This is a genomic window from Paenibacillus sp. FSL R7-0198 (genome assembly GCF_038000415.1).
Lineage (GTDB): Bacteria > Bacillota > Bacilli > Paenibacillales > Paenibacillaceae > Paenibacillus.
In genome coordinates this window covers 1,859,089-1,885,412 of record NZ_JBBOCB010000001.1, presented here as the reverse complement: position 1 = coordinate 1,885,412, position 26,324 = coordinate 1,859,089, and the positions used below count along the sequence as shown (strand labels likewise).

The window sequence follows — 26,324 nt, the reverse complement described above, 5'->3', positions numbered from 1 at the left end:
GCATCATTGTCATTAGTTACTCTGAACATAAAAATAGAATTAAATCAGTTAAAATGCACAAATGAAGGTTGAACATGAATTGAATATGAAAAGAAAACAAAAGAACGTGTCATTATACATGACACGTTCTCGGTTTAAGACGTATGATTAGCTTCACTAGGAGCTGGATTAACATTCAAAAGGGACTCAAGCGCGAAGGCAAGTCGGAAGCGCAGGCTCTCCATCGGGTCCTTAATGTTCCTGCCGGTCAGTTTCTCGCATTTTTCCAACCTATAGATCACTGTATTGCGATGTACGAACAGCTCTTTCGCCGTATCAACGATCTGGCAATGATTCTCATAGAAGGAGGACAAGGTTTTCATAAGCTCGTTACGCTCATTTGGATCTCGGTCAGCGAAGGCCTTAAAGGTTTCGTGATGGAACTGCAGCATCTCATCGTGGGGAATCATGCGCAGCAGACGGCTTATATCCATGGTTTGATAGGAATGAGCGAAGCGTGTCTTTCGCATCTGATAGCCGGATTGGAGCGCCTTGACTGCTTCTTTATAGGAGAGTCCTATATCCAATACATTGGTGTAGGGATTACCTATTCCGAAGGATAGGCTGAGCTGCGACTCCGAATACAGATTAGTCGCAATCCGCTCAAGCTGCTGAACAACGGTATGTTCGTCCCAAGACGATTCGGCCAAAAAGACGAGTATGCCGAACTGGTCGTTCTTTGTGAACATGACAAAGGAGAGATCCAATTTGGCAAACTCCTGCTTAATCAACTCGTAATTAGCGTCTCGTTCCGAGATGAACCGCTCTTCCCCGGAGGAAGTAGAGTTCTGCTTAGGTATGCCCGCTAAGGATTCATCCTTTTTGGCAACGATGAGAACAGAACTTCCTTTGGCTTGCAGCCCATATTTCTTGCCGCGGTGCAGCGCTTCTTGTTCCGAACGAATGAAGCCTTGAATGAGATCGGAGAAATATTCATTTTTGTAACGGCGGGAGCGTTCCTTGACGGCTTGCTTCTTGGTTAACTCCAGGCCGATCACATTGACGGCTTGCTCCAGTGCCAGAGTGGACAGCTTGGAGGTTGCGGAACTGTCGTATAGTGCGATCAAATAACCCTCGTGCCGATCTGTGAAGATGGGATGAAGCTCGGTGTGTCGATATTTCTCGGTAGTAAGCAGGCAGATCGAGATTGCGGTATGGAAGGAAGGATGCTCATCTATAAATGTCAGTATGGGCGCGGCGAGAGACTGGTCATCCATCTGTTGTGCATAATAGGAGCTTGCTGTAATCTGCTTCTTCGAACCAAGCAGCAGCACAGGTGAGGATAGCAGTTGAGACAACGTATCTACGATGGATGGTATGCCTTTTCCCTGCATCACCATCGTGGAAAATTGCTTGTGAATAGACAAGGCGTAATGTAGCTCATGGGTTTTGTTCTGAAGGATGGCACTGATCGAATGTTGAAATATTTCACCGAGTGTATTGTCTATCTCAGACAGCTCGATGATTGGGAAGCCCAGCTTGTCGGCCGTCTCAAGCAGTTGCGGAGATAACTCAAGAGAGAAACGCTGAGTCTTGACAGCAAGCGCCGCACAACCAATCGCATGCATGTCTGTAATGAATCCAAGATGAGCATCGGGACGATCTTTCAAGATATAACCGTTGGTCAGCAGCATATCTCCCGGCTTCAGGAATTGGACAATATCTGGCGCATCCATAATATTAATCGATTGCACCAAGCGATCAAGGCCACGATGCCCGGCAATAACCTTTGCTTTGGAGAGAATGGGGATAGTTAATAACTGTTGCAGATCCATCTTCAACCCACTCGCTTTCATAATGATATGTTATAAAATCTAACATTAAGTGGGGTGGGCGTAAAGAAGAGTTTGGATAAAGAGGCTGAAAGATAGATGTAAACAAATTTCTCATAAATATAAAAACTTTCCAATAATTGAATGCGTTATACTAAGTAGGTCTATATAAAATTTGATCATTATTACTAACTCGAACACTAAAAAGGAGTTCTCGATCCATGAAACGAAAAGGATTAGTATCGCTTTTACTTGCCAGTGTTGTTGCTGGATCTATTTTAGTAGCATCGACTACAACTGCGGAAAGAGTTGTAGCCCAAACTCCGATGGAAGCAGCAACGGAGTATTTTCAGGCTTACATTGCTAAAGATGTAGAGGGAATGATGTTTTATTCTAAAGATACCAATTATTTGGATGAGAAAAGTCGTGAAGAAGGATATGTAAAGGATCTTAAAACTAATCCAACTACAGGGTATGAAATTGTGGAAAGCAGACAAATCAACACGGATGAAGTTCAATTTTATGTAGTTCAACAGTATGCAGGACAAGGCTACGAACAGTCACCACCACTCCCGTATAAAATTTTCAAAAGCGAAAATGGATGGAAGGTTTTAGTAGAACCACTAGAAATCAATACATTGACAGGTGAAGTCACTAAAGGTACACCGATTCACGCTTGGCAGTATACAGATCATTAGTTTTTTAGCTGCTTTCTACTAAAACACAGTTCCAGTTGAACTAGAGGGCAATGGATTTATGAATGCACAAACATTATTGAAACGATTGAGGAGTGACCTCCAATGAAAAAAATCTTTATCAGTACGGCATTAATAATGACTGTTTCGGCAGTGACTGCTTTAAGCATTTATGCGAGTAATTATTATGATGATGCTAAAGCGGATAACCCAAACTATCCGGATTTTGGTCCTGCAGTACAATTATCAGAAGAGGAAATTAATAGAGCTCTAGAAAATGTAAGTAGTATAACGACATCTTTTGGAACATTTAATAGGGTACCCGAGAAAGACGCCTTCATTTCCGAGAAGGAAACGGTGGATAACTTAGATCATTTAACTGCTGATACCAAACAGATTCTTTCTCACGGTAATTATTTTGTGAAAAGCGAATCAGAGGAATAATTTTGTCATAAAAGGAAGCTAGGAAAGGCGGTGTAAAAATGCCAGATACTTGGACATTTAGTGCAAATAGGACAAGAGACATTAACCCTTTTAAGAAACAATCTTAAACAAAGGGATGGTTGTACAATGAAAATTTCAGACCGACTATTAAGACAATATTTAGATCACGTTTATTGGATATGTGGAGGCCCTTGCGGCGGAAAAAGCACGATGACAAAGTTGCTTTCTTCAAAATGGAATATAAATTATTATTCTTCAGATGACCACACGTTCGATTATCAAAAAAAGGCTAATCCGCAGGATCATCCCGCCATATTACGACATTTCATTGATTGGGAATGGTTCTTTTTAGGACGAGGGAATGATAGAAGTCACTGGTTAAATTCCGTGTTTGACGAGAGTGTGGAATTTATCATCCTGGATTTGTTACAGATGGGGAAAGAGAAGCCGATCGTAGTAGATACTTTTATGGAACCTGCTTATCTAAGGGAGATTGCTGACCCCAACCGAGTGATTTATATGTTTGCAGAAGATGACCTCATTCGAGCAGATTATCTGGATCGAGATCATCTGAGAGGCATGGAGGGTTTGTTTCCTAGTTTATCAGATCCACAACGTGCACGGGACGAAACGTTAAACACGGTGGTTAGAGCATCGAATCATTACCTGCAACAAGCGGAGCAGTATCAATTAAAATGGTTTATGAGAACATCTCAATCCAATAAAGATCAGATGTTAATGGAAGTTGAGAAGCACTTCGGTTTTTCGAGAGACTGAAGGGTTAAATTATATCAGTCGTCGTTACACTTAAGGAATACGATAAGTCAATAAACCCCAGAAAGTAGCCGATCAACCTGATCGGCTGCTTTTATTCAGCTAATGGCAAGGTTAACTCAATGCCATCTTACAAATTACACGTGTAACTTTTATAGAGTGATAGTGTTGTTAATGACGAGGAGCTTCTTATAGGTTTTAAGAATAACTAATAAAAGAATACGGGGAATGAAGTAATGAAGAAAAAGAGACTATTTGCTACTGTTATATCATTAGCTTTAACAACAGCGACTGTAACTGCCTGTGATTCAACAAGTCAAACTCAAGAGAATATGTTTAATCCAAAAACTGGTGTATTATCAAGCAAGTACGAAAGTACAACCCATTCTAAGTCTTTGAGTGAACAAGAAAGCAAACCCTCCCACTTTATTGCTTCTGGAGGCGCAACGGTACAGCAACCCTTTTCCGTAAATCCGGAATCTGTACATATAAAACTGCTTATGAAAAACAATAGTAGCCATGAAGTTAATGTTAGTTTAACGCACTTAGATACTAGTGAAGTGTATTTCGCTAGAACGATTGCTCCTGGGGAATCTTTAGATTGGATAAATAGTAAAGAAGGTTTCACACAGGGGATGAGTACTGGAGGCTACTTGCTTCAATGGAGTGGTGGTTATCAGGTTGAGGGGGAATTATGGGGATCAGCTGGTTCAGACCCGGACGATACTGTTGATCTAACTTATTGAACTAACTGGCAGGTTAGTTTTGTACCAATCGAGTATAAAAATACTACTAAAATAGATGCTTCAAACTAATAAAGACTTGGATTAATTTAGGAAACAAGGATTCTGTATACAGATGATTAACACCTGACATTATCCTGCACGGAAAGTCAGGCGACATAAACTACCGGATGATATGCTTCTTACGAAAGGAGGGATTGTCGTGGATTGGCTAGAGAGAATGAATCGAGCTGTCAGCTATATTGAAGACAACTTAGAACAAGATATTGATTATGACCAAATTGCAAAAATCGCCTTATGTTCAGTTTACCAATTTCAGCGCATGTTTTCATTTGTACTTGATGTCCCCTTATCCGAATATATCAGGCGCAGAAGACTGACGCTTGCTGCATTTGATTTAAAGAACAGGAAGAACACGGTGACGGATATTGCCTTGAAGTACAGATATGAAACACCTGAATCATTCTCACGAGCATTTCAAAATCTGCATGGAATGACGCCTACATTAGCGCGAAATGCCGGAAGTGAGTTAAAAGCCTTTCCTCGCATCTCCTTTCAAATCATATTAAAGGGAGTTGTTGGAATGAATTATCGGATTGAAAAAAGGGATGCTTTTCAAGTTTATGGGCTGGAAGATATCTACCGTTACGACACTATTGCGAATGAGGAGGGGATATCGATCCCTGAGGTTTGGCAAACCATCAGCAATAATGGTGAGTTGGACCGATTATCCCAGTCGGTGAGCAGGGATTGGAGAGACGAAAGCAGTTTCAGCAAGGAACTTGGAGCTGTCTTTGCATTCGAATCCTATACATTCACAAACAATACGACGTTCCCTTATCTGATCGGGTGTTACAAAGCCCTTGATAGCAAGGTGAAAGGATATACAGTTGTTGATGTTCCAGCATCTACGTGGGCAGTATTTTCGACATTAAATGATGGTAATGGCAACGGCAAGTATGATTTACGGTCTTTGAAGAATCGAATATTTTCGGAATGGCTGCAAACATCAACATTTACGATTTTAGATGGCGGCAACTTCGAGATGTATGGTACAAGTGTAGATGGCTACGAATATTGTGAACTATGGTATCGGGTCGAGGGATAGAATGGAACTACGCGGCTGTGACATGCTCGGTCACAGCTTTTTTCTTAACTCGAATATGTCACAAGGTCCATTTCAGAAACTAACGTAGAAACGATAGCTCAATAATACAAAGAAAGTAGCTGATCAATGTGACCGGCTGCTTTTGTTCAGCTAACGGCAAGATTACGTTATTGGTAAATCAGCAAAATTATATACTTGACTCTAAAGTACTAAGGTGGGTATCATTTCCATATATTGATGATTAGGAGAATGGTCGATGTTAATTTTAGAGTTAAAACAATCTCATCATCATGAAAAGCGTTAATTCATTCCTAAAAAAATTGGGATGGGTTAACGCTATTCGCGCTTCCCATCCTGTGATATATGAACGCGCAGGACTTAGGTCTAGCGCGTTTTTTTATTTTTGTTACACAAGAAATGGAGGAATGTAAATGGCAATCATGACAGATTCAAGAGGTAACATTTTTCTGGAATTCATTCGTATCGAGTACGATAAGGTCATTACAGGTAAACTGGATGCTCCACTAACACATGCTCTAATTGTGGTGAAGTACCAAGGAAAGTATCTATTCATGCATAATAAGTGGAGAAAAAAATGGGAACTACCAGGGGGTATTATTGAAGCAGGAGAGAATGCGGAGCAATGTGTAATTAGAGAATTGTTTGAGGAAACCAATCAAATTCTGGATACAGCTGAATTCAAAGGGCTAATGAAGTTTAGACTCCAGCCAAGTTTTCATGGACCGGAACGGACAGAGTATGGAGCTCTGTTCATGGGTGAACTGTGCCGACTTGATGATTTTGTTGAAAACGATGAAGCTTCTTCAATAATTCTTTGGGATGGTACATCCGAGATTGGTGATATCGCAGAAATAGATAGGAAGTTAATTGAATTCGTGTGATACATGATTGAACTAAGGGAAACGATATTTCATGGAAATCAATGAATGAATTGAGCAACACTCTCCATATATCATTCGTTAGAGTATGAGAGAGGTGATTACTATTAATAAAATGAGTTATAGCATCTTAATGTTGATATCAGTGGTATTCATGATGTTATCTGGTTGTTCATCAACAGATAAAATTGAAGATACAGTTACTGAGCGTGTAGTCGCATCTAACTTTGTTCTCGAAGTCACAACACCAACTGTTATAGGCACGGGTGAGACAATGAAAGTAAAAGGGACTTTAAAATATACAGGCATTAAACCCGTTGAAGTTACCCATGGAAAACCAATCATTCGTTTTTTCTTTTCCGGTAGTGACGAGGAGCGTAGTTATACGGATGTGGGATATGTAACTGAATTTAAATCAGGTCAAGTGGTTGAGGTTGAAGATGAATTTTTGGTATCCAAAAAAGGGGCACAAAATCTCTATGTGAATATGACCGCGGATATCGCATTAACCATGGATCCCATTGAAATTCTTGTGAAGTAAAATTGGTAATCTTGAATGGACTGAAAACGTTAGCTCAAAACGAAATGGCTACGAAAATAGTGGCATATTTGAAATTCGAAATTTATAAAAAAACCTCCCTTCCCGCAGAACATCTGGGATTGGGAGGTTTTGATTATAGTGCTAATTCAACGTTTATCGTACAAACCATCCAGTGGGCTGAGGGGCTACGTCTGCGGTATCTCGTAGATCATGGACTTTGACATTACTGCCATAGATCATGGAATCACTGCTCAGTCGGAACGAAGGGAAACTGTGCTCGGATTGCAGACGCAGAGAGGGTTCGAAGTAAATCTGCTGCTGTTTGTTGATTACAAAGGGAAGCGACCCCGCTTCTACGGTAACATCATCGCTATCTGGTTCGTTCAAGATCAGAAGTACCGCAATTCCGTCACAACCGCATCCATCGGTATCATAAAACAATTTGAAATAGCCTGGTCGATCTCCCAGCTTTTCAGTAAGTCTTGCTTCTGCCAGCGGACTGACTTGAATGATCATGACGTTGTTCACACTCCTCTAATCTCCAATGAATTCGCTTACATTTTAATATATGGACCATAAACGCAGATTAGAAGGTGAAATAAAGAAAAGCAAACATGTCCTGTGAAAATATGGACGCTAATGCGTAATGCAACGAACCATTCATGTATGAATGTCATACCCGGAACTTCTATGGGTTCAGTGTGAAATCATTCGCCCGTCACTGAAACCCATTTCATCGCCAATCCTTATCTGGTATGATAAGCAGGGAAAATAGGGAAAATTAGAGAAAAAGGAAGGTTCCGCTATGACACCGATCACCATATACGACATCGCCAAAGAAGCAAATGTATCTGTAGCGACAGTCTCCCGGGTACTGAATGATACGGCACCTGTGCGTGCAAGCACCCGAGAGAAGATTATGTCCATCATTGAAAAACACCAGTTTCAGCCCAATGCGCAGGCGCGCAGTCTGATCAAGAAAGAGACGGGTACCATCGCCATCATCCTGCCGGACATTACAAACCCGTTTTTCCCGGAAGTGTTCTGGGGAGCGGAGAATGAGGCTCGCGGATTGGGGTATACCTTCTTTCTGTGCAATACCGCAGGCGACTACAACAGGGAATCTGAATATTTGTCCATCCTGCGAGAGAAGCGGGTAGACGGGATTATTTTCCTCGGCGGGCGAATTAACATGCAAGTCTGTCCGGATGACATGGCTCAGGAATTGATTGATATGGGCAAGCGTATGCCAATTGTGCTAGTCAATGGCAATATTGCCAAAGGCGGGTTTCACCGGGTATACACGGATGAGGGGGCAGGGGCAGCCCTTGCAGCTGAGCATTTGCTTGAACTGGGGCATCGCGATATCGCCTTTGTCGGCGGTCTAAAAGAGTTGTCCACCACCATGGTCAAGGTCAGAGCTGTGCAGAAGAAACTTCGGGAGCATGGGCTCGAAATACCGAAAGAACGGCAGCTGCTCGGAAGTTTCTCCATCGACGATGGCAAAAGGGAAATGTCCAAACTGCTGGATCGGGACAATCCGCCAACTGCGGTCATCTGTGTGAATGACAATACGGCCATTGGTGCGATCAAGTCGACGATTGAGCATGGACTCTCGATTCCGCAGGATATATCCATTGTGGGTTTTGATGATACACCTCTCGCCAGTGCCGTTATACCGGAACTGACAACCGTATCCCAGAACACATACCAGCTTGGCAAACAGGCTGTGGACGTGCTGCATGAGCTGATTAACCAAGGCAAACCGAAGAAGCAGATTATTCTGCAACCGGAGCTGATTGTGCGTCAAAGTACAGGACCTGCTGCAAGATAAAGGGCCTGTAATTGGAAAAGAAAGCGTTGACATTTCCTCGAAGGGTGAAATATAATGAGTGCGTGAATGAAACCCCTTTCATAAAGTGGAACGGGTTTTATGTTTCAGCTTAATGAAACCCATTTCATGAAACGGGTTTCAGTGTGGTCATCCATTCATTAGTTCAAGGGGGCGTAACGTATGAGAAGAAGTTTAAAGGTCATTTCGTTATTGATGCTGGTCATGGTAATGGGTCTGACAGCCTGCAGCAGCGGGAGTAAAAGTGGTTCCTCCGGCGAGTCCGGTGGCAAGGTTGATTTGAGCATGACGATCTGGGGCTCGGAGGATGAGAAGAAAATTTATCAGGAGCGACTCGACATCGTGAAGCAGACGTATCCCGATATTAATGTGAAACTCAACGTGGTTGCAGGAGATTATGACCAGAAGGTACAGACCATGATCGCCGGAGGAACAGCACCGGACATCATGATGATTGCCGAGAACTATCAGGCCTACGCCTCCAAGAATCAGATTATACCGCTGGATGACATGATTAAGGCGAACAATGTGAACATGTCTGAGCGTTATTCCGATGATATTGCGAACCTGATGAAGTATGATGGCAAGCAATTCGGGTTGCCGGATCGGGCAGGCGCAATGGTCCTCTTTTATAACAAAGATCTGTTTGATAAAGCCGGGGTGGAATACCCAACCAAAGATTGGACGCAGGACGATCTGATGGCAGCTGCTCAGAAGCTGACAGTGAAAGAGAATGGCAAAACAGTACAATGGGGCTACTATCCGGGTAGCTGGTGGCCACAATGGATGCAGCTCATCTACCAAAACGGTGGCTCATTGTTCGATGAGAGTGGCAAACCAACTTTCGATACGGAGCCTGTGCGTAAAGCATTACAATTCATGAATGATCTGACCTTCACCCACGGTGCAGGACCAACGCCAACCGAGATTGCCGACATGGGAAATATCGGAGCCGATCCGCTGTTTGCGCAAGGCAAGATCGCCATGGAAACGACCGGTTTCTGGAACATTGGTTCGCTTGCTAAGGTCGAAGGCATCAACTGGGATATCTCTCCGGTATGGGGCGAAACGAACGCATTCTTTAACGGTTTAACGATTACCAACGCTTCCAAACACAAGGAAGAGGCATTCAAAGTGATTGAAGCAATGACGACACCAGAAGCGCAGATGCCAATGGTCAAAGCCGGTCAGGATGCTCCCGCAACCAAAGCAGGTCTGTCCAGTGATGAATTCCTGAATGCCGAATATGGCGGCAAGAAAATCAACATGGCTGCGTTCAGTGAATCGACAATCTATGCAGAACCGTTCAACCCGCAATGGAATGAAATGATGAAGCTGATTAACGACAAGTTGGGTGTGTACTTCAACAACAAAGCTTCGCTTGATGATACCGTAACTGAAATCCAGAGTGGACTGGAAAGACTCTACAAATAGAGGTTGTTCAAATAGCAGCGACAGGAGGACAGGTGGAATTCGGCATGATTGCGGGTTCCATCTGCTCTCTGCGTCATGGGAGGGCTTAACGTGAGAAAAAAGGACGGGAAATGGTTCTACATCTTCATCTCGCCTTGGCTGATCGGGTTCCTGGGGCTGACCCTGGGTCCGATCCTGTTTTCCATCTATATGAGCTTCACGAATTGGGATCTGTTCCAGTCCCCTGAATTCATCGGTATCGACAATTACAAAACGTTGCTGACCGATGATCCGATCTTCTGGAAATCCGTCGGCAATACCTTCTTCTATGCGCTGATATCCATTCCACTGGGCATGTCGATCTCGCTCTGGATTGCATATTACCTGAATAAGAAAATCAAAGGGATTACCTTCTTCCGTATTCTGTTCTATCTACCTTCCGTTGTTCCGGTGGTTGCGAGTTCATTGCTCTTCATTCACTTGCTTGCACCGACGGAAGGATTGATCAACCAGGCACTCGCGATCTTTGGTATTGAGGGTCCAGCCTGGCTTCTTGATCCCAACTGGGTTAAGCCTGCATTGATTCTCATGTCCTTATGGGGTGTAGGTGGCGGCGTGGTATTGCTGCTTGCAGGGATGAAAGGCATTCCGCAGGAACTGTACGAGGCCGCAGCCATCGACGGTGCGAAAAGTACACAATCGTTCTTCCATATTACATTCCCTATGCTGACTCCTGTCATTTTCTTCAATCTGGTGACCGGTATGATCGGAGCGCTCCAGACCTTCGCGCAGGTCTTCATCGTCACTGCCGGCGGACCTGATAATTCAAGTCAGATGGTCGTTCCCTACTTGTTCCAGAATGCGTTCCAGTTCTACAAAATGGGATATGCATCAGCGATTGCCTGGGTACTATTCATCATCATCATGGCGTTGACACTGGTTGTATTCCGTTCATCGGCGCTATGGGTGCACTACGAGGAGGGAAAAGCCAATGAGTAATCCATCGACTGTGGAGAAGACGATATCCTATATTTTTCTGATTCTGGTCGGGGTGCTGCTTGCTTCGCCTTTCCTGTACATGATCTCCATTGCACTGGCCAGTGACGCAACAACCGTCAAATCAGCTTTTACCTTCGTTCCAATGGAGTTCCAATGGTCCAACTTTTATACGATTTTCACGAATAACAATCTCGGAACATATCTCAAAAACTCGGTCATCATTACCATCTTTACAATTGTTGGATCGGTATTGTCTGCTTCCATCGTATCCTACGGCTTTGCCCGAATCAAAGCGAAAGGCAGTCGTTTCCTGTTTATCGTGTTGCTCAGTACGATGATGATTCCGGGTGAGGTGACGATGGTACCGCAGTTCATCATCTTCCGTCATCTGGACTGGATTAATACATTCTACCCGCTGATCGTACCGAGCTTCTTCGCCGGAGCGTTCAACGTATTCCTGATTCGGCAGTTCGTCATGAGTATCCCTAAATCACTGGATGAAGCCGCCATGATTGACGGTATGGGACATCCGGGGATCTATTGGAAGATTATTATGCCACTGACTTATCCGATTCTGGCCGCTATTGCCATTTTCTCGTTTTCCTATAACTGGGGGAACTTCATGGGGCCGCTCATCTATATCAATGATCCGGAGAAAATGCCGCTTGCACTCGGGGTGCAGCTGTTGACAACGGTCGGGGGCGGACAGATGCCGCCATGGAACCTTGTGATGATTGCTTCCCTGTTCCTCACCATTCCGATGGTGCTGGTATATCTGTTCGGACAACGTTATGTCTATGAAGCGAACATTAGCGGCGGAAGCAGCGGAATCAAGTAACAGAAGGTGTGTAGTGTGTGTATGTATTGAACCTGTTGTTCAAGGCCAATGAAGTCATTAACGTACATGGAGAAAGGATTGTTTAGCCCATGGCGCATAAAGAACAACGCAGCAGGAGCAAACGGAGTTACATCCTCATGGGTGTGGCCCTGGTTGCCCTGCTGGCAGGAGGAGGAATTGTTATCAATCATTTTGCCAATGAATCATCCAAAACACTTGTATTCCAAGAGGAACCGGTACGTTTGAAACTGGATCAGTCCTACGATCATTTTGAAGGCTGGGGCACGTCACTTGCCTGGTGGGCCAACGATCTTGGCTTATGGAAGGATCAGGCGAAGGTGAGTGAAGTGATGGATCTGGTCTTTGACCCGGAGAAAGGATTAGGTCTGAACATCGTTCGTTACAATATTGGCGGTGAGGAAAATCCGGAGATGAAAGCCCTCCGTCCCGGTGGGGATGTACCTGGCTTTCAGCCTGAACCTGGAGAGTGGGATTGGAATGCCGATGCAGGCCAGCGTGCTGTATTACAGGGCTCGATGGAGCGCGGCGTGAACATTGCCGAAGCTTTCTCCAATTCACCACCCTACTGGATGACGATTAGTGGATCGGTCACTGGAGCCGTAGATGGCGGTAATAACCTGCGTGACGACCAGTATGATGCGTTTGCCGATTATCTGACCGAAGTTGTGAAGCATTATCGGGACGAGTGGGGGATCACCTTTCGCACCCTGAATCCGCTCAATGAACCTTCCTCCGACTGGTGGAAGAAAGGCAATATGCAGGAAGGCAGTCATTTTACGAATGAGAAGCAGGCCGAGATTATCAAGAAAGTCGCTGCATCGTTGAAGAGCAAAGGATTGGATGGAACCGTCATTAGTGCCGCAGATGATAACAGCATTGATGAGACGGTGTTCAATTTCAACCTCTATGATCAGGACACGCTGGACGTGATCCAGCAGATTAATACCCATTCCTATAATGGTAGCAAAATGGAAGAGCTGCGCACGTTGGCAGAACGCCATGGCAAGAAGTTGTGGATGTCCGAGTACGGAACAGGCGGTAGTGAGCCGCACAGTCATGAGGATATGACCTCGGTACAAGAGTTGGCGGAGCGGATCATGTTTGATTTAAAAATCATGCAGCCATCCGCCTGGGTATACTGGCAGGCCGTTGAAGATGAAGGCGCCAATAATAATTGGGGCTTCATTCACGCCAATTTTAACGGAGAAGAGCAGTACGAGATGACCAAACAGTATTACGGTATGGCCCAGTTTACGAAGTTCATTCGTCCTGGCGCAAAGATTATTCCAACGGATGATGGTCGCACGTTGGCTGCCTATGACGCGGAACGTCAACGACTGGTGCTGGTCATTCGTAATGAATTGTCGGCTGGAACAACGGCGTTTGAACTGGAAGGGTACACGTACGGAAAATCATCCACCGCGCAGGTGTATCAGACTTCACCGAATCGGAATATGGAGCAGCTAGAAGACATTCCGGTGTATGCCAACGGACTTGAAGTGCCTACGGCAGACAATTCCATCACAACGGTTGTACTGGAAGGCGTAACGTTGCAGGCGAAGTAATAACAGTGATTGGAAGGATTCTGTCATCGTAGTTCCCGTATGAATATGAACAATATCATTTTGAACTAATCATTTACACAGAAACGAAGAGGACAGAAATAACTTGAAAAAGCGAAGCGGTCGCCTACAAGCTTTCTGCAAGAAAGCTACATCGGAAGCATACGCTATCCCCGGATTTTTCCTTTGAGAAAAGGGAATCAAAAAAATCTGGGGATAACAGCGATTGGAGGGTTATTCTGTCATCGTAGTGCCAGTGTAAACATTCATTAGTTGAACTTATATTTTAAATGAACAACAGGACATATGAACTATATAAATTAAACTAAACATTTACACCAAACGGAGAGGACAGAAAGGACCTGAAGAAGCGGAGCGGTCGCCTACAAGCTTTCTGCAAGAAAGCTACATCGGAAGCATACGCTATCCCCGGATTTTCCCTTTGAGAAAAGGGAATCAAAAAATCTGGGGATAACAGCGATTGGAAGGTTATTCTGTCATCGTAGTGCCAGTGTAAATAATTTTAGTTCAATTTATATCAATAAAGAGAAGGAGGGGATATCTTTGACAGAGAAAGCATCCCTTTTGCTGCAGGAACAGGAGAAGAACATCGCCAGGGCTGAGAATGGTGTTCAATCCGAATTAACGTACGATGCACGCAGTTTTTTCCTGAACGGGGAGCGTGTATTTCTGAACAGTGCCACGATCCATTATTTCCGCATGCCGAAGGAGGAATGGCGTGAGGTTCTACTGAAGGCGAAGCTGGCAGGCATGAACTGCATCGACACCTACTTTGCGTGGAATGTGCACGAACCGGAAGAAGGACAGTGGTCCTTCGAAGGGGACAACGATTGCGGCGCGTTTCTGGATCTGTGCGCAGAACTGGGCATGTGGGTCATCGCACGTCCGGGTCCGTTTATCTGTGCAGAATGGGATTTTGGCGGTTTTCCATACTGGCTTGGTACGAAGGACGGCGTGAAGTTCCGGGAGAATAATGAGACGTATCTGCACTATGTGAACCTGTACTTTGACCGGATTGTACCGATCATTCGGAAGCGCCAGTTATCTGCCGGGGGGACGGTCATTCTCGTTCAGGTGGAGAATGAGTATGAGTATCTGATGGATGACGCCGCGGCAAGTGAACATATGAATACACTGAGGGATGGATTGTTACAACGTGGCATTGACGCTACGCTGATCACTTGCGTTGGCGAGGCGGAAGGCACGATTGAAGGGGCTAATTTCTGGTCGGGTGCTGACGGGCATTATGAGAACCTTCGGGCCAAACAGCCGGACACCCCGAAGATGGTCACGGAATTCTGGACCGGATGGTTCGAGAATTGGGGAGGGCCTTCGGCTATTCAGAAGACGGCGCCGTTGCTGGAGAGTCGCATCATGGAGATTCTGCGTGCCGGGTATACCGGAATCAGCCATTACATGTTCTACGGCGGCACCAATTTTGGTGGTTATGGTGGCAGAACGATGGGTAGCAGTGACATCTTCATGATTACGTCTTATGACTATGATGCACCACTAAACGAATATGGTCGGGTTACACCGAAATATGCGGTAACCAAAAATCTGTCTTACTTTGTCCATGCTTTCGGGGCACTGTTGATGGAAACAGAGGAAATTCCAGAAGAACAGATCGTTGTACGTCATCCTGAAGGCATATCTGTACGAGGCAGACAAGCAGACAACCAGAAAATGTGGTTCCTAGAGAGTCACAAGGATGAACGCGAGACGATGCACATTACGCTTGAAGAAGGGCGTACTCTTCCCGTATCGCTGAATCCGGGTCAGATTGTTCCCTTGCTGGATCGAGTAGCGATTGCTGAAAATGTATACCTGACTGCGGGTACGATGATTACGGGCAATGAAATGATCAATGGAGAATTGACCCTGTTCATCGTGGCCCCAGCAGGGCAGCGTTCCATAGTTGAACTGGAAGCCGTGGACTTGAACGTCATGGACAGTTCGGTGCAAGTGCTGGTCGAGCATGATTCGGCAAGGAACGTACACCGCTTCGACCTGTTCCATTTCCAGGAGCCGGGAATGATCCAATTGGAAGCAAACGGCACACCGATCCGTTTCGTCATTCTGGATCAAGAGATGATGAATCGAACATGGCGATTGGAAGCAACAGATCAGAAGGGACTACGTTATGTGATCGGCTTCGATGACGTGGACGTGATGTCATCTGGTCAGGTCAAGGGCATGATCACAGATCCGGATCGCACGATTACGCTGCTTGGTAACTGGACAGATGGAGAACGGACGTTAACAGGTCACGAATTCTTTGCCAGCGAGGAGTCTATTGCAGGTATACAGAAGCAGCGTCCATGGACATCACCTAGTGCGCCGACGTTATCTGATTCTTATGAGCTGTCTCGTATTACGTTAACTGCGAAGCAACGCTCGGCGAGTGGACAACCGGAAGACTTTTCTCGGTATGGACAAGATTTTGGTTATCTATTGTACGAATGTGATTTCGAGAGTGCAACCGAAGGGATGACCAGTCTCATTTTGCCAGATATTCAGGATACCGCCAGGATTATTGTCAATGGAGTACAACAGGTACTGGTTCGTCAGGTAGGTGCCGCAGGAGTTCAGTTACAAGTAGTCCAGGGGAGGAACACACTTCAGATTCTGGTGCAGCATATGGGCAGATTGAACTTCTCTCCGTATTTGGGTGAGAGCAAAGGTCTGGCTGGTGCTATGTATCTGGATGGCAAGGTTCAGGATATTCGTCGGGATTGGCTTACGGAGAGTGGACTTGTGCATCTCGATGAGGTGAACTCTCTCCAAGGATCGCCACTTCTGAGCAGAAGCTTTACGCTGGATCGTATGGATCGGGCGATTCTGGTGGGTGCCTTGAGTAAAGGCCTCCGTATCAATGGCATCGAAGTTCCGATGGAAGGATATCAAGATTGGTTTGCTTTCCAGACGCTAGACATTTCCTTGTATATCAAGCCTGGAGAGACGAATACACTGGAAATGCCGTATAGCCGATCCTCACTGAATCGACTGGAACTGATTACGTATCCGAGTCAGGGAGAACTGAAGGATTGGCGTATGGCAGGAACGGATGCTTTACTCCCGGAACATTGGGAGAGCACCGAGACAGGGCAAGAACTGGCTCAACGTAGCGTACAGGGGTCAATCCTGCGTACGGCACAGCCCGATGTCGCCAAAAGTGGCAATTGGAATGCCAACCTGGTGACCGATACCTCAGACGGTGGAGGCTCACGTGCTGCGGTGAGCGAGAAGTCTAAACCCACATCTAATGCTCTTCAAGCACAAGGCTCGCACGGTCAGCCTGTCTGGTACCGCTGGCATTTCACTAAGCCTGTAGTATCTGAGCATCATAAGGTGAACTTGATGCTTCGCCTGACCGGTATGAGCAAAGGAACCATTCACCTGAATGGACATCATCTGGGCCGTTACTGGCAGATTGGTCCGCAAGAGGATTATAAGATTCCGGTATCGTGGCTACAGGATGATAATGAATTACTTTTGTTCGATGAAGAAGGCAGAACACCAACACATGTACGTTTCCTGCTGGATGCATTATCCCATTATCCGTGGGTTATGGTTGAGTAGTTCATGTATTAGTCGGTAGATGTCTTACCAATATCCAACTATGGTTCGGAACGATAATTGAACCGGGAGAGTTCAAGTTGGAGCATTTTCTTGAAGAAATAGATTAGGACTAGAAAGCAGCATCACATACCGCATAAGTTTACCTTTTATCGTAGCCATAACACCTCATTTTCTTAGCCAAATTGACCTGGGTTGTGAGTCATCTGATTCAGTCCTTTGAGTGAGCTAGGCTAAGGGAATGGGGAAACTATGGTCATCAGGTTTTTACAATAAGCATAGGGAACATTTGTAGCAACATTTTTTGTAACCGTTTACATATAAGGTGATTGTTCATCCATGATCTGTGAAGGGAGTGATGCTTCATGTAATTGGAATTTGATCAGGTAGTCGTAAGGTGTGCTTATAGAGGGATGACTCCAAGATAACGTTTAAATCGGCTGTAAGGTATGTTATGTCTAATTCATTATTCCTTTCAACCCTGGATAAGGAGATGACCTGATGTTAACGAAGAGGAAAGACAGCGCAAGAGGACTCAGCGGTTTCAAGGCCGGAATGATCCTGCTGCTCGGAACATTGCTTCTATTAACCATGGTATTCCCCAATACAGCCAGAGCAGCGACAAGTGTCTATACGATATCCGCCTTCACGAACACAAGTGAGTCCAATATGTACATCTATGAATCGTATAATGCGACACACTATGGTTTGCTAAAAGGGCCAGCCTATACACCTCCGGCCGATCTGATCCGCGATCCCAGCATCATGAAGCACACAGATGGTTTATATTACGTCGTCTACACCACGAACTGGTCGGGTAACACCATCGGCATCGCCTCAAGTCCGGATAAGGTAAACTGGACATTTGTCCGTAACATTACATTATCCACACCTACCACAATCGCACACACCTGGGCACCGGAATGGTTCAAAGACAGCAACGGCAGTCTGAACGTTATCGTGTCCCTCTCACCAGGCAACTATGAGAATTTCAAACCTTATGTCATTACCGCTTCAGGTAGCAATCTGGCTTCCACCTCATGGTCTGCACCTACTGAACTGGCAGGCATTGCTCCCAATTATATCGACACTTTTATTGTGAAGACAGGCTCAACCTATCATGCGTTTACCAAGAACGAAACCACCAAATACATTGAATATGCGACAGCCACTTCGCTAAAGGGTCCTTATACCTTCAAAGGTACAGGAGATTGGGCAGGTTGGGGATCCTGGGTAGAAGGTCCGGCGCTTGTTCAGCTGGATAATGGTTCATGGCGAATCTACTTTGACGGCTATGCGACACAAAAATATTATTACAGCGACTCTGCTGACAACTTCCAGACCTGGGGTGCCAAACAAGAGATTGCGGGTCTTACCGGACTGGTCCGGCATATGACCGTATTGAAAGAGTCCGGACAGCCGGGTGATATCCGCAAGTTGGAGTCATTCAATGTGCCTGGCAGCTTCATTCGTCACTACAACTATCAGGCACGGATCGATGCCAGTGTTAGTCCGGCGGAGGATGCACAATTCCGTATCGTTCCCGGGCTGTCGAATGCAACAGGCATTTCGTTTGAGTCCATGAATTACCCGGGTTATTTCCTGCGCAATACTAATGGCAACATTACACTTGTGAAAAATGACGGCAGCGCTACATTCCGAAATGACGCCACGTTCAAACGGGTAAATGGACTTGCTAACACCAGTTGGACATCGTATGCCTCGTTTAGTAACCCAAACCTGTATCTGAGACATTACAACAATGTGCTGAAATTGGAAGCTGTCGTTACCCCACTGGATAAGTCAGACGCGACCTTCCGAGAGGTTGCACAATAATAGGTGTTTATTTTCTAAGTTAAACTATACATTTACACGATAACGGAGAGGTCAGAAATAACTTGAAGAAGCGAAGCGTGCGCGTTTATCCCCGGATTTTCCCCTTTTAGAGAATAATTAAAAAAATCTGGGGATAACAGCGATCGGAAAGTTGTTCTGACATCGGAGTGCAAGTGTAAAATGATAAGGAGTGAAGCGGATGAAGTGGTTAAAACGAATGAGCTCGCTGCTGCTGGCAGGAAGTCTGCTTACAGGCAGTTTGGGTCTGGGCACAGAGGTATCTGCTGCAGGAGCATACACGGCAGTTGCCGATCCATCCAAGCAATATCAGACGATGGAAGGATGGGGAACATCCCTCGCGTGGTGGGGCAAAGTGGTTGGAGAATATTCCAATCGGGATGAGTATGTGGAGAAAATGTTCAATGCGAATACCGGACTGGGGCTGAACATCCTGCGGTACAACATTGGAGGCGGGGATAATCCATCATCCAATGTCCTTGAATATCGCAAAGCCGTTCCTGGTTACCAGCCTTCTCCAGGCGTGTATGATTGGAATGCAGATGCAAACCAACGATATATGCTGCAGGCTGCCAAAGCTCAAGGCGTGAATATCATCGAAGCTTTTGCGAATTCCGCACCTTACTGGATGACGATCAGTGGCAATGTATCCGGTTCGGCCAATGGAGGTAATAACCTCAAGCCTGATTACTACGATGATTTTGCCGATTATTTAACCGAGGTTGTGAAGCATTTTCGGGATAACTGGGGGATCACATTTGATAGTGTAACTCCGCTCAATGAACCGATCTCGACGTGGTGGAAACAGGGGAATGATCAGGAGGGCATGCACTTCGACCGGGCGGATCAGAACACCATTCTGAGTCAGGTACAAGCTTCGTTGAATACGAAGGGCCTGTCCACGAAGCTGAGCGCACCGGAAGAATACAGTATTGATGATACCAATGTGTCGTTTAACAGCTACAGCAATGCCGTTAAATCAGCGATCACTCAGATCAACACCCATACGTATGGCGGAAGCAATCGTACTGCTTTGCGCAACACAGCGACGTCTGCGGGCAAACATCTGTGGACCTCTGAATATGGAGATGGGGATGCAAGCGGACTTACGATGTCACGTACCATCCTCAAGGATATTCGCAATATGGGCGCAAGTGGATGGGTGTATTGGCAAGCCGTGGATAGTGCAGAAGGATGGGGATTCTTCAAAAACGTGTTGAACAATACACAAACGACCAGTTACACCGTAAACCAAAAATATTATGTCATGGGCAACTACAGCAAATTTATTCGTCCTGGGTACAAGATTATCGGCATGAGTGATGCCAATACCCTTGCAGCCTATGATGCAGCTTCCGGCAAAGTAGTGCTGGTTACAACCAATTCGGAATCGACGGATACAACGGTAACCTATGATCTCAGTCGTTTTACTAACACAGGCACGTCTGCTCAAGTATATCGGACCTCTTCAACAGAGAAGTTGCAGCAACTGACCAATATTTCGGTGCAAAACAAAACCTTTACCGCTACAGCCAAGGCCAACTCGGTCACAACTTACGTCATTTCCGGTGCAACTTACAATGGTGGTACAGGATATGAATCCGGGGCAATCTACAAATTAATCAACCGCAATAGTGGACTTGCACTCGATGTTAACGGTGCTTCTTCTACGGGTGGGGCAACAATCATTCAGTGGAATGATAATGGAGCAGCCAACCAGCAGTGGAAGCTGGAGTCGGCAGGTAACGGATATTACAACATCCGCAATGTAGGCAGTGGCCTTTTATTAGACGTGAATTCGAGTTCTACACAAGGCGGAGCCGCTCTGATTCAGTGGCAGGATAACGGAGGCAACAATCAGCAATGGCTGCCAATTGATGTGGGAGGATATGTGGTACTTGCGAATCGAAACAGTGGCCTGACGGTTGACATCAATCAAGGGTCTCTAACCGCAGGTGCCTCCACGATTCAGTGGGCCGACAATGGCGGGGCCAATCAGCAATGGAGCCTAGTCAAAGTTAATTAGTGTGAGTACGCATGAAATAAACGTTGTTACGTGTCCTTCTTTCTTGGAGGTGCAGTGCTCTAAGCGACACTGCACCCTCAAGGAAAGTAGCTATTTTAGACATACATATATTCATCCACCCAGCTGGTACTTAACGAAAACGGGATAGGGCGAACCTGCTAATATCCTGATCCGTGTGCCCCGTTTGCACCAAGTCGGATAGAATCTGTCCAATGGCACTTGCAAACTTGAAGCCATGACCGGAGAAACCACCTGCGAGCCACACACGTTCATGGGCAGGGTGTCGGTCGATAATAAAATCTTCATCCGAAGTGAATTCATATTTGCATACACTACCACGTTTCAATTCTCCAGCTGCCTGAGGCATATGAAGTTCGAGCAGCCTGCGCAGATCCCCCTCGTCCGTTTCTTCCGTACCAAAAGGAGCCATTGTACTTCCTGGTGTCCACATTTGGCCCGTATCATGACGACCCATCTTCAGACCTGATCCGCCAATGCTTGGAAATCCATAATATGTACCTTCTTTTCCTGCCAGTGTAAAACCGGGGAAGTGTGCCTCGCCATACAAGGCTTCTGGTGCATCAAACCATCCAACCGTTTTACGCACTGCCTGAATTGGGAGATCCACAAAAGGTTTTAATGTCTGAAACCAGGCGCCAGCGCTCAGGATGATTTGATTTGCATGGTATGTCTCACCACCTGAAGTCTGAACTGCAACGGAATGGGGTCCGTATTCGATATGCTCCACAAGCGTGTGCGTTAACAAGGTGGCACCGTGAGTCTCGGCTGCTTTGCGGAAGGCACGAATACAGGGTTCACTATACAGATAACCCGCATCAGGCTCATACATGCCCTCGTAATGTTCAGGTATTGTAATACCTGGCCAGCGTTTCATCACCTCGGCTGCGTGCAACGTTTCATACCGAATACCTGCATGATCTGCATGGCTCAATCGGTTGTGGAAGGAATGAATCTCCGGATCAACCACATTTAGTACACCGGAAGGAACAAACAGTTGGTCTCCGATCGTTTCCTCCAGCTCGTGCCATAACTTCTGTGCAAGTAATGCCATGGCAATATAGTCAGGCCCACCACTGTACACATGGCGCATCAGTCTGCTATCCCCGTGATGACTTCCTTCCGTATGCGGAGGATCAAAGGCATCAATTAATAAAGTTTTGCATCCACTGCGCGATAGATAATACCCAGCACTCATACCCATGGAGCCGGCTCCAACGATAATAACGTCATATGATTGTGTGATAATAGCACGTCCTTTCCTATGTACCCTTTTATACAGTAATGCCTTAATAGAACATATTAATAGTAAAAGCTTGATGAAGGCAAGTGTAGTAAAATGGACTTCTACAATAAATGTTGGCAAAGGAGACCAAGCATGAGTGAGCAATTTAGGTTTGATCTATTTCCATTAATTCAGACAGAACGATTCATCCTCCGGTCGGCAGAGGCTGGGGACAGCCATGATCTGCTCGCGTTATATTCGGACGAAGCTGTGGTTCAATATATGCCATTCACTCCCTTTGAATACGTGGAGGATGCACAGGGTGAGATGAACTGGTATACGAAGATTTTCAAGGAACACACGGGTTTACGCTGGATGATTGAAGACCGTGAAACTCGTAAAGTGATCGGAACCTGCGGGTTCCTGAACTATGAAGATGTACATAACCGTGCAGAGATTGGATACGATTTGCGTTCCTCTTTCTGGGGCCGCGGTGTGATGACGGAAGTGGCACATGCTGTGTTACATTTTGGATTCACAAGCATGCAGCTCAACAAGATTGAAGCAAAGGTTGAACCGGAGAATGAGGCGTCAATTCGCTTGTTACACAAGCTTGATTTTCAACAGGAAGGTGTACTGCGGCAGCATGAGTTCGAGAAAGGCAGATATATTGACCTTGCGGTGTTCTCCAAGTTACGAAGCGAAATATAGTCAAGCTAAACCGATAAGGATTGCACTAAGGCAAAAGGCCGCACTTCCCTGCGGCCGAATGAAGACCGGATACTGCTCCGGTCTTTTTTATTTTACCCCTCGTGGAGGGGTGTATTGTCCATATCTGATTTGGCAGATTGTCCTAGCTGATAACTTGCTCTGAGCGAACTTCATCTCATTTCCATGTCGTGAACCTTGTCCTCCTGAATTCGCCCGTGCTATATTGGAGAGATGTGAGGAGATGAGGATATGAAGCTGGTGTCCTGGAATGTGAATGGCTTAAGGGCATGTGTGACCAAAGGATTTATGGATTATTATCAAGAGAGTCAGGCGGACATTTTCTGCCTTCAGGAGACCAAATTGCAAGCCGGACAGATTGAGATGGACCTGGGGGAAGATGTTTATCAATATTGGAATTATGCGATCAAAAAAGGATATTCCGGTACGGCTGTATTTAGCCGCATCAAGCCTATATCCGTTCGTTACGGGATGGAGGAGGACAGCGAGCCGGAAGGCCGGATGATTACACTGGAGTACGATGAGTTTTATCTGGTGAACGTTTATACACCTAACGCGAAGCGGGATCTGACCCGACTGCCTTACCGTCTGGAATGGGAGGACCGATTCCGGGGATATATCCTGCAGCTGGAGCAGATCAAGCCGGTTATCGTCTGTGGTGATCTGAATGTGGCTCATCAGGAGATTGATCTGAAGAATCCAAAGCCCAATCTGGGCAATTCCGGCTTTACCCTTGAAGAGCGTGGCAAGATGACCGATTTGCTTGCTTCTGGTTATGTGGACAGCTTCCGCCATCTGTACCCGGATCGTACGGATGTGTACAGCTGGTGGTCTTATATGCCAAAAGTCAGAGAACGGAATGTGGGCTGGCGCATTGATTATTTTCTAGTATCCAATCAATTGGCACCTAAGGTGGCAGATGCGCATATCGACTGCCACGTGATGGGCAGTGATCATTGCCCCGTGGGTCTTACTTTGCAACTATAGGTAAGAATCATCGTGAGATAGATTGAGGTAAGAGTTTTAGAATACAAGTATAGATGAACTGCAAGTTTCCTGAATGGGAGATTTGCAGTTTTTTTGCGTTCACAGGTAGGGGAGGGACACTGGACTTTGGTTGGGGAAAGAACTGGACTCGGGATTGTTTCAATCCCGCTATTTCTTGGGTACGATTGAAGCATACATATATAGATGAACCTTTGGGGTAAGGGGTAGAGAAGATGAAGAAGGGGTTACGGAGAGGTTTAAAGGTGCTGGGAGGCATCATGCTTGCCACAGGACTTTTGCTGCTGGCAGGTACAGCGTATGAAGCGTATCAATCCACGCAGGATATGAAGTCCTATCCCCCGCCAGGCAAGTATTATGAAGTGAGTGGTCGCAACATGCACCTCTACACCGCTGGCAAAGGAGAGGTCACGGTGGTATTTGCCTCAGGCTGGGGTACACCGAATCCGTATGTGGATTTCAGTCCGTTGTATGACAATTTAAAATCACAGGTGAAAATTGCGGTATATGACCGGTTCGGATATGGATACAGCGACTATACGGATGCACCTCGTGATGTCGATACCATCTCGGAAGAGATTCACCAATTGCTGCGAACATCCGGTCAACGTCCACCTTACATTATGGTCGGCCACTCCCTGGGTGCGTTGGAGACACTGCGTTTTGCGCAAAGGTATCCTGATGAGGTGGCTGGGATGGTCATGATTGATGGCGGAAGCCCGGAGTATTACAGTCGTACAGACCTGAATACACCAGAATGGATGATGGATTGGTCCCGTTTTCTGGTGAAAACAGGCATTGCACGAACATTGCTGCAGTCGGATCACATGATGGCGTCTCTGGTTATTGACCCCAAACTGGTAACGGAACCGATGAAAAAGGCCGTCACGATATCCACGCTGAGACATGCGTACAATGACAATGTCATGGAAGAGGTTCGAAATTCCAGAATAAATGCTGCGTGTGTGCTTGAGAACAAAACGAAGTTTGATTTTCCACTGACGATCCTGACAGCGAGTTCGGAGGAATCGGATGAGGACAGTCAGGCATGGCAGGCCGATCAAGCGGGTTTTGCTTCATGGTCAACACACGGAACACAGCTGACGGTTCCACACGCGAAACACAGTATCCACAACAGTCAACCGGATATTGTCGCTGCCGAGATCATGAAATTAGTGACAACGTCCAGTGATTTATGAGTAAGATGATCCCACAAACACATGATGAACAGGATGAGGAGGAGGGATGGATGAAAAAGTTTAGAGTGATTACCCGGTTCCTCTCCATTCTCGTAGCCAGTTGTCTATTGTCTTTAAGTGTATTATCTGTATCTGTGATATGGGTCAAGAATAATGTTCATGCGGTGCCTGTAATCCAGTCGTTTGAGCGTGATTAGCACTTAAAACGAAGAAGAAGGAGTGATAACGGATGGTGAAGAGAAGGAATTATGTATTAGTCTGTGCGGCACTGGCGATGATGGTGGCCTTGAGTGCTTGCAGCAGTGCAGCAGACGAACCAACAGGTGAAACGGAGAAGGTGGATACCGAAGTTTCCTCCGGAACGGGTGAACAGGTGACCAATGAAGGTGCAAGCGAAGCAACAACAAGTGGAGTGACCGAGACGGAAGGTACGACTGCTGGAAGTAACGAGTTGCCAGAGAACTTGCCAAGTGACTTCCCCCTACCGGAAGATGCAACGATTCGTTTAGCCAATTCGGGTGAGAACGAAGGCAAGCAATCAGCCATGGTGATTTTCTCCACTGAACAAGATATGAAAACCGTATCCCAGCTGTATAAAGATTACTTCAACGCCAAAAAGTTGACGGATGCGGGTCAGACAATCGATGACAAAAATATTATCATTCAGGGAACCGATCCGGAGACGCAGGATGTCTGGTCCTTGATTGGAGGAACATTGGCAGGGCAGGAAGGCGTCATTGAACTGACGTTGACCTGGACAGAATCATAAGTACAAGATAAGGGCTATTGTTCGTTCCTGTTTTCTTTCTTCCTAAAATAACGAATGAACACCACGATACCTTGCATGCGGAGCCGCATTATTGCTGCACCGCTGCAAGGTATTTTTATTTCGAACTGGAAACCTGACAGGTTACATGGTATGTTATATCATTATAATAGATTAATAGACAACTATAGAAGAAGACAGG

23 protein-coding genes are annotated in these 26,324 nt (G+C 45.8%); 20 read left to right on the top strand and 3 right to left on the bottom strand.

Annotated features, from left to right (window positions below; genetic code table 11):
* Positions 1-134 precede the first annotated feature (134 nt).
* Entirely contained in the window at positions 135-1,835 is a 1,701-nt protein-coding gene (locus tag MKY87_RS08010; protein WP_340963784.1) for a PucR family transcriptional regulator, read from the bottom strand.
* A gap of 197 nt (positions 1,836-2,032) precedes the next feature.
* On the opposite strand from MKY87_RS08010, the gene MKY87_RS08005 reads away from it, so the two are divergent.
* The 7 genes from MKY87_RS08005 to MKY87_RS07975 all read left to right on the top strand — a co-directional run bounded on the left by MKY87_RS08005 (position 2,033) and on the right by MKY87_RS07975 (position 7,015).
* The gene (locus MKY87_RS08005) at positions 2,033-2,509 is read left to right on the top strand and encodes a hypothetical protein (RefSeq protein ID WP_340963782.1); all 477 of its coding nucleotides are present in this window, start codon (positions 2,033-2,035) and stop codon (positions 2,507-2,509) included.
* 102 nt (positions 2,510-2,611) lie between these two features.
* Complete coding sequence (locus tag MKY87_RS08000) at positions 2,612-2,950, top strand: hypothetical protein (RefSeq protein WP_340963781.1); 339 nt, start codon at positions 2,612-2,614, stop codon at positions 2,948-2,950.
* Between the two features lie 126 nt (positions 2,951-3,076).
* The gene (locus MKY87_RS07995) at positions 3,077-3,727 is read left to right on the top strand and encodes a hypothetical protein (RefSeq protein WP_340963778.1); all 651 of its coding nucleotides are present in this window, start codon (positions 3,077-3,079) and stop codon (positions 3,725-3,727) included.
* 233 nt (positions 3,728-3,960) lie between these two features.
* Positions 3,961-4,470, top strand: a complete 510-nt coding sequence (locus tag MKY87_RS07990; protein WP_340963775.1) for a hypothetical protein — start codon at positions 3,961-3,963, stop codon at positions 4,468-4,470.
* A gap of 199 nt (positions 4,471-4,669) precedes the next feature.
* Entirely contained in the window at positions 4,670-5,575 is a 906-nt protein-coding gene (locus tag MKY87_RS07985; protein ID WP_340963772.1) for an AraC family transcriptional regulator, read from the top strand.
* 431 nt (positions 5,576-6,006) lie between these two features.
* Positions 6,007-6,477 carry an NUDIX domain-containing protein gene (locus tag MKY87_RS07980; protein WP_340963770.1) on the top strand — a complete coding sequence of 157 codons (471 nt, stop codon included), beginning with the start codon at positions 6,007-6,009 and terminating at the stop codon, positions 6,475-6,477.
* Positions 6,478-6,562: 85 nt separating this feature from the next.
* On the top strand, positions 6,563-7,015 hold the full coding sequence (locus MKY87_RS07975; RefSeq protein WP_340963768.1) for a hypothetical protein: 453 nt from the start codon (positions 6,563-6,565) through the stop codon (positions 7,013-7,015).
* A gap of 153 nt (positions 7,016-7,168) precedes the next feature.
* Here the strand turns inward: MKY87_RS07975 and MKY87_RS07970 are convergent, their stop codons facing one another.
* Complete coding sequence (locus MKY87_RS07970) at positions 7,169-7,531, bottom strand: iron-sulfur cluster biosynthesis family protein (protein ID WP_017687018.1); 363 nt, start codon at positions 7,529-7,531, stop codon at positions 7,169-7,171.
* Between the two features lie 289 nt (positions 7,532-7,820).
* On the opposite strand from MKY87_RS07970, the gene MKY87_RS07965 reads away from it, so the two are divergent.
* From MKY87_RS07965 to MKY87_RS07930, 8 genes are all read left to right on the top strand, one after another.
* Positions 7,821-8,849, top strand: a complete 1,029-nt coding sequence (locus MKY87_RS07965) for a LacI family DNA-binding transcriptional regulator (RefSeq protein WP_340963766.1) — start codon at positions 7,821-7,823, stop codon at positions 8,847-8,849.
* Positions 8,850-9,029: 180 nt separating this feature from the next.
* The gene (locus MKY87_RS07960) at positions 9,030-10,301 is read left to right on the top strand and encodes an ABC transporter substrate-binding protein (protein WP_253439739.1); all 1,272 of its coding nucleotides are present in this window, start codon (positions 9,030-9,032) and stop codon (positions 10,299-10,301) included.
* Between the two features lie 90 nt (positions 10,302-10,391).
* Positions 10,392-11,279: a carbohydrate ABC transporter permease gene (locus tag MKY87_RS07955; protein WP_307542940.1), complete on the top strand. Its 888-nt coding sequence runs from the start codon at positions 10,392-10,394 to the stop codon at positions 11,277-11,279.
* On the top strand, positions 11,272-12,117 hold the full coding sequence (locus MKY87_RS07950; protein WP_036617294.1) for a carbohydrate ABC transporter permease: 846 nt from the start codon (positions 11,272-11,274) through the stop codon (positions 12,115-12,117). The genes MKY87_RS07955 and MKY87_RS07950 overlap by 8 nt, the downstream gene beginning before the upstream one ends.
* 89 nt (positions 12,118-12,206) lie before the next feature.
* Positions 12,207-13,703: a glycoside hydrolase family 30 protein gene (locus tag MKY87_RS07945; RefSeq protein ID WP_340963762.1), complete on the top strand. Its 1,497-nt coding sequence runs from the start codon at positions 12,207-12,209 to the stop codon at positions 13,701-13,703.
* 561 nt (positions 13,704-14,264) lie between these two features.
* Positions 14,265-17,303 (top strand): beta-galactosidase, encoded by a 3,039-nt coding sequence (locus MKY87_RS07940; protein ID WP_340963761.1) that lies wholly within the window; start codon positions 14,265-14,267, stop codon positions 17,301-17,303.
* 498 nt (positions 17,304-17,801) lie between these two features.
* Positions 17,802-19,136 (top strand): glycoside hydrolase family 43 protein, encoded by a 1,335-nt coding sequence (locus MKY87_RS07935; RefSeq protein ID WP_340963759.1) that lies wholly within the window; start codon positions 17,802-17,804, stop codon positions 19,134-19,136.
* A 199-nt stretch (positions 19,137-19,335) separates the two neighbouring features.
* Positions 19,336-21,180, top strand: a complete 1,845-nt coding sequence (locus MKY87_RS07930; protein WP_340963757.1) for an RICIN domain-containing protein — start codon at positions 19,336-19,338, stop codon at positions 21,178-21,180.
* A 130-nt stretch (positions 21,181-21,310) separates the two neighbouring features.
* Here MKY87_RS07930 and solA read toward each other — a convergent pair whose 3' ends face one another.
* Positions 21,311-22,444, bottom strand: coding sequence for an N-methyl-L-tryptophan oxidase (solA, locus tag MKY87_RS07925; protein ID WP_340967394.1), 1,134 nt, complete (start codon positions 22,442-22,444; stop codon positions 21,311-21,313).
* A gap of 132 nt (positions 22,445-22,576) precedes the next feature.
* On the opposite strand from solA, the gene MKY87_RS07920 reads away from it, so the two are divergent.
* The 5 genes from MKY87_RS07920 to MKY87_RS07900 all read left to right on the top strand — a co-directional run bounded on the left by MKY87_RS07920 (position 22,577) and on the right by MKY87_RS07900 (position 26,125).
* Complete coding sequence (locus MKY87_RS07920; protein WP_340963755.1) at positions 22,577-23,134, top strand: GNAT family N-acetyltransferase; 558 nt, start codon at positions 22,577-22,579, stop codon at positions 23,132-23,134.
* 249 nt (positions 23,135-23,383) lie between these two features.
* Complete coding sequence (locus MKY87_RS07915; RefSeq protein ID WP_339236583.1) at positions 23,384-24,139, top strand: exodeoxyribonuclease III; 756 nt, start codon at positions 23,384-23,386, stop codon at positions 24,137-24,139.
* A gap of 233 nt (positions 24,140-24,372) precedes the next feature.
* Complete coding sequence (locus MKY87_RS07910; RefSeq protein ID WP_340963752.1) at positions 24,373-25,356, top strand: alpha/beta hydrolase; 984 nt, start codon at positions 24,373-24,375, stop codon at positions 25,354-25,356.
* Between the two features lie 50 nt (positions 25,357-25,406).
* Positions 25,407-25,553 carry a hypothetical protein gene (locus tag MKY87_RS07905; RefSeq protein ID WP_165980244.1) on the top strand — a complete coding sequence of 49 codons (147 nt, stop codon included), beginning with the start codon at positions 25,407-25,409 and terminating at the stop codon, positions 25,551-25,553.
* A gap of 32 nt (positions 25,554-25,585) precedes the next feature.
* Positions 25,586-26,125: a hypothetical protein gene (locus MKY87_RS07900; RefSeq protein WP_340963750.1), complete on the top strand. Its 540-nt coding sequence runs from the start codon at positions 25,586-25,588 to the stop codon at positions 26,123-26,125.
* Positions 26,126-26,324: the final 199 nt, after the last annotated feature.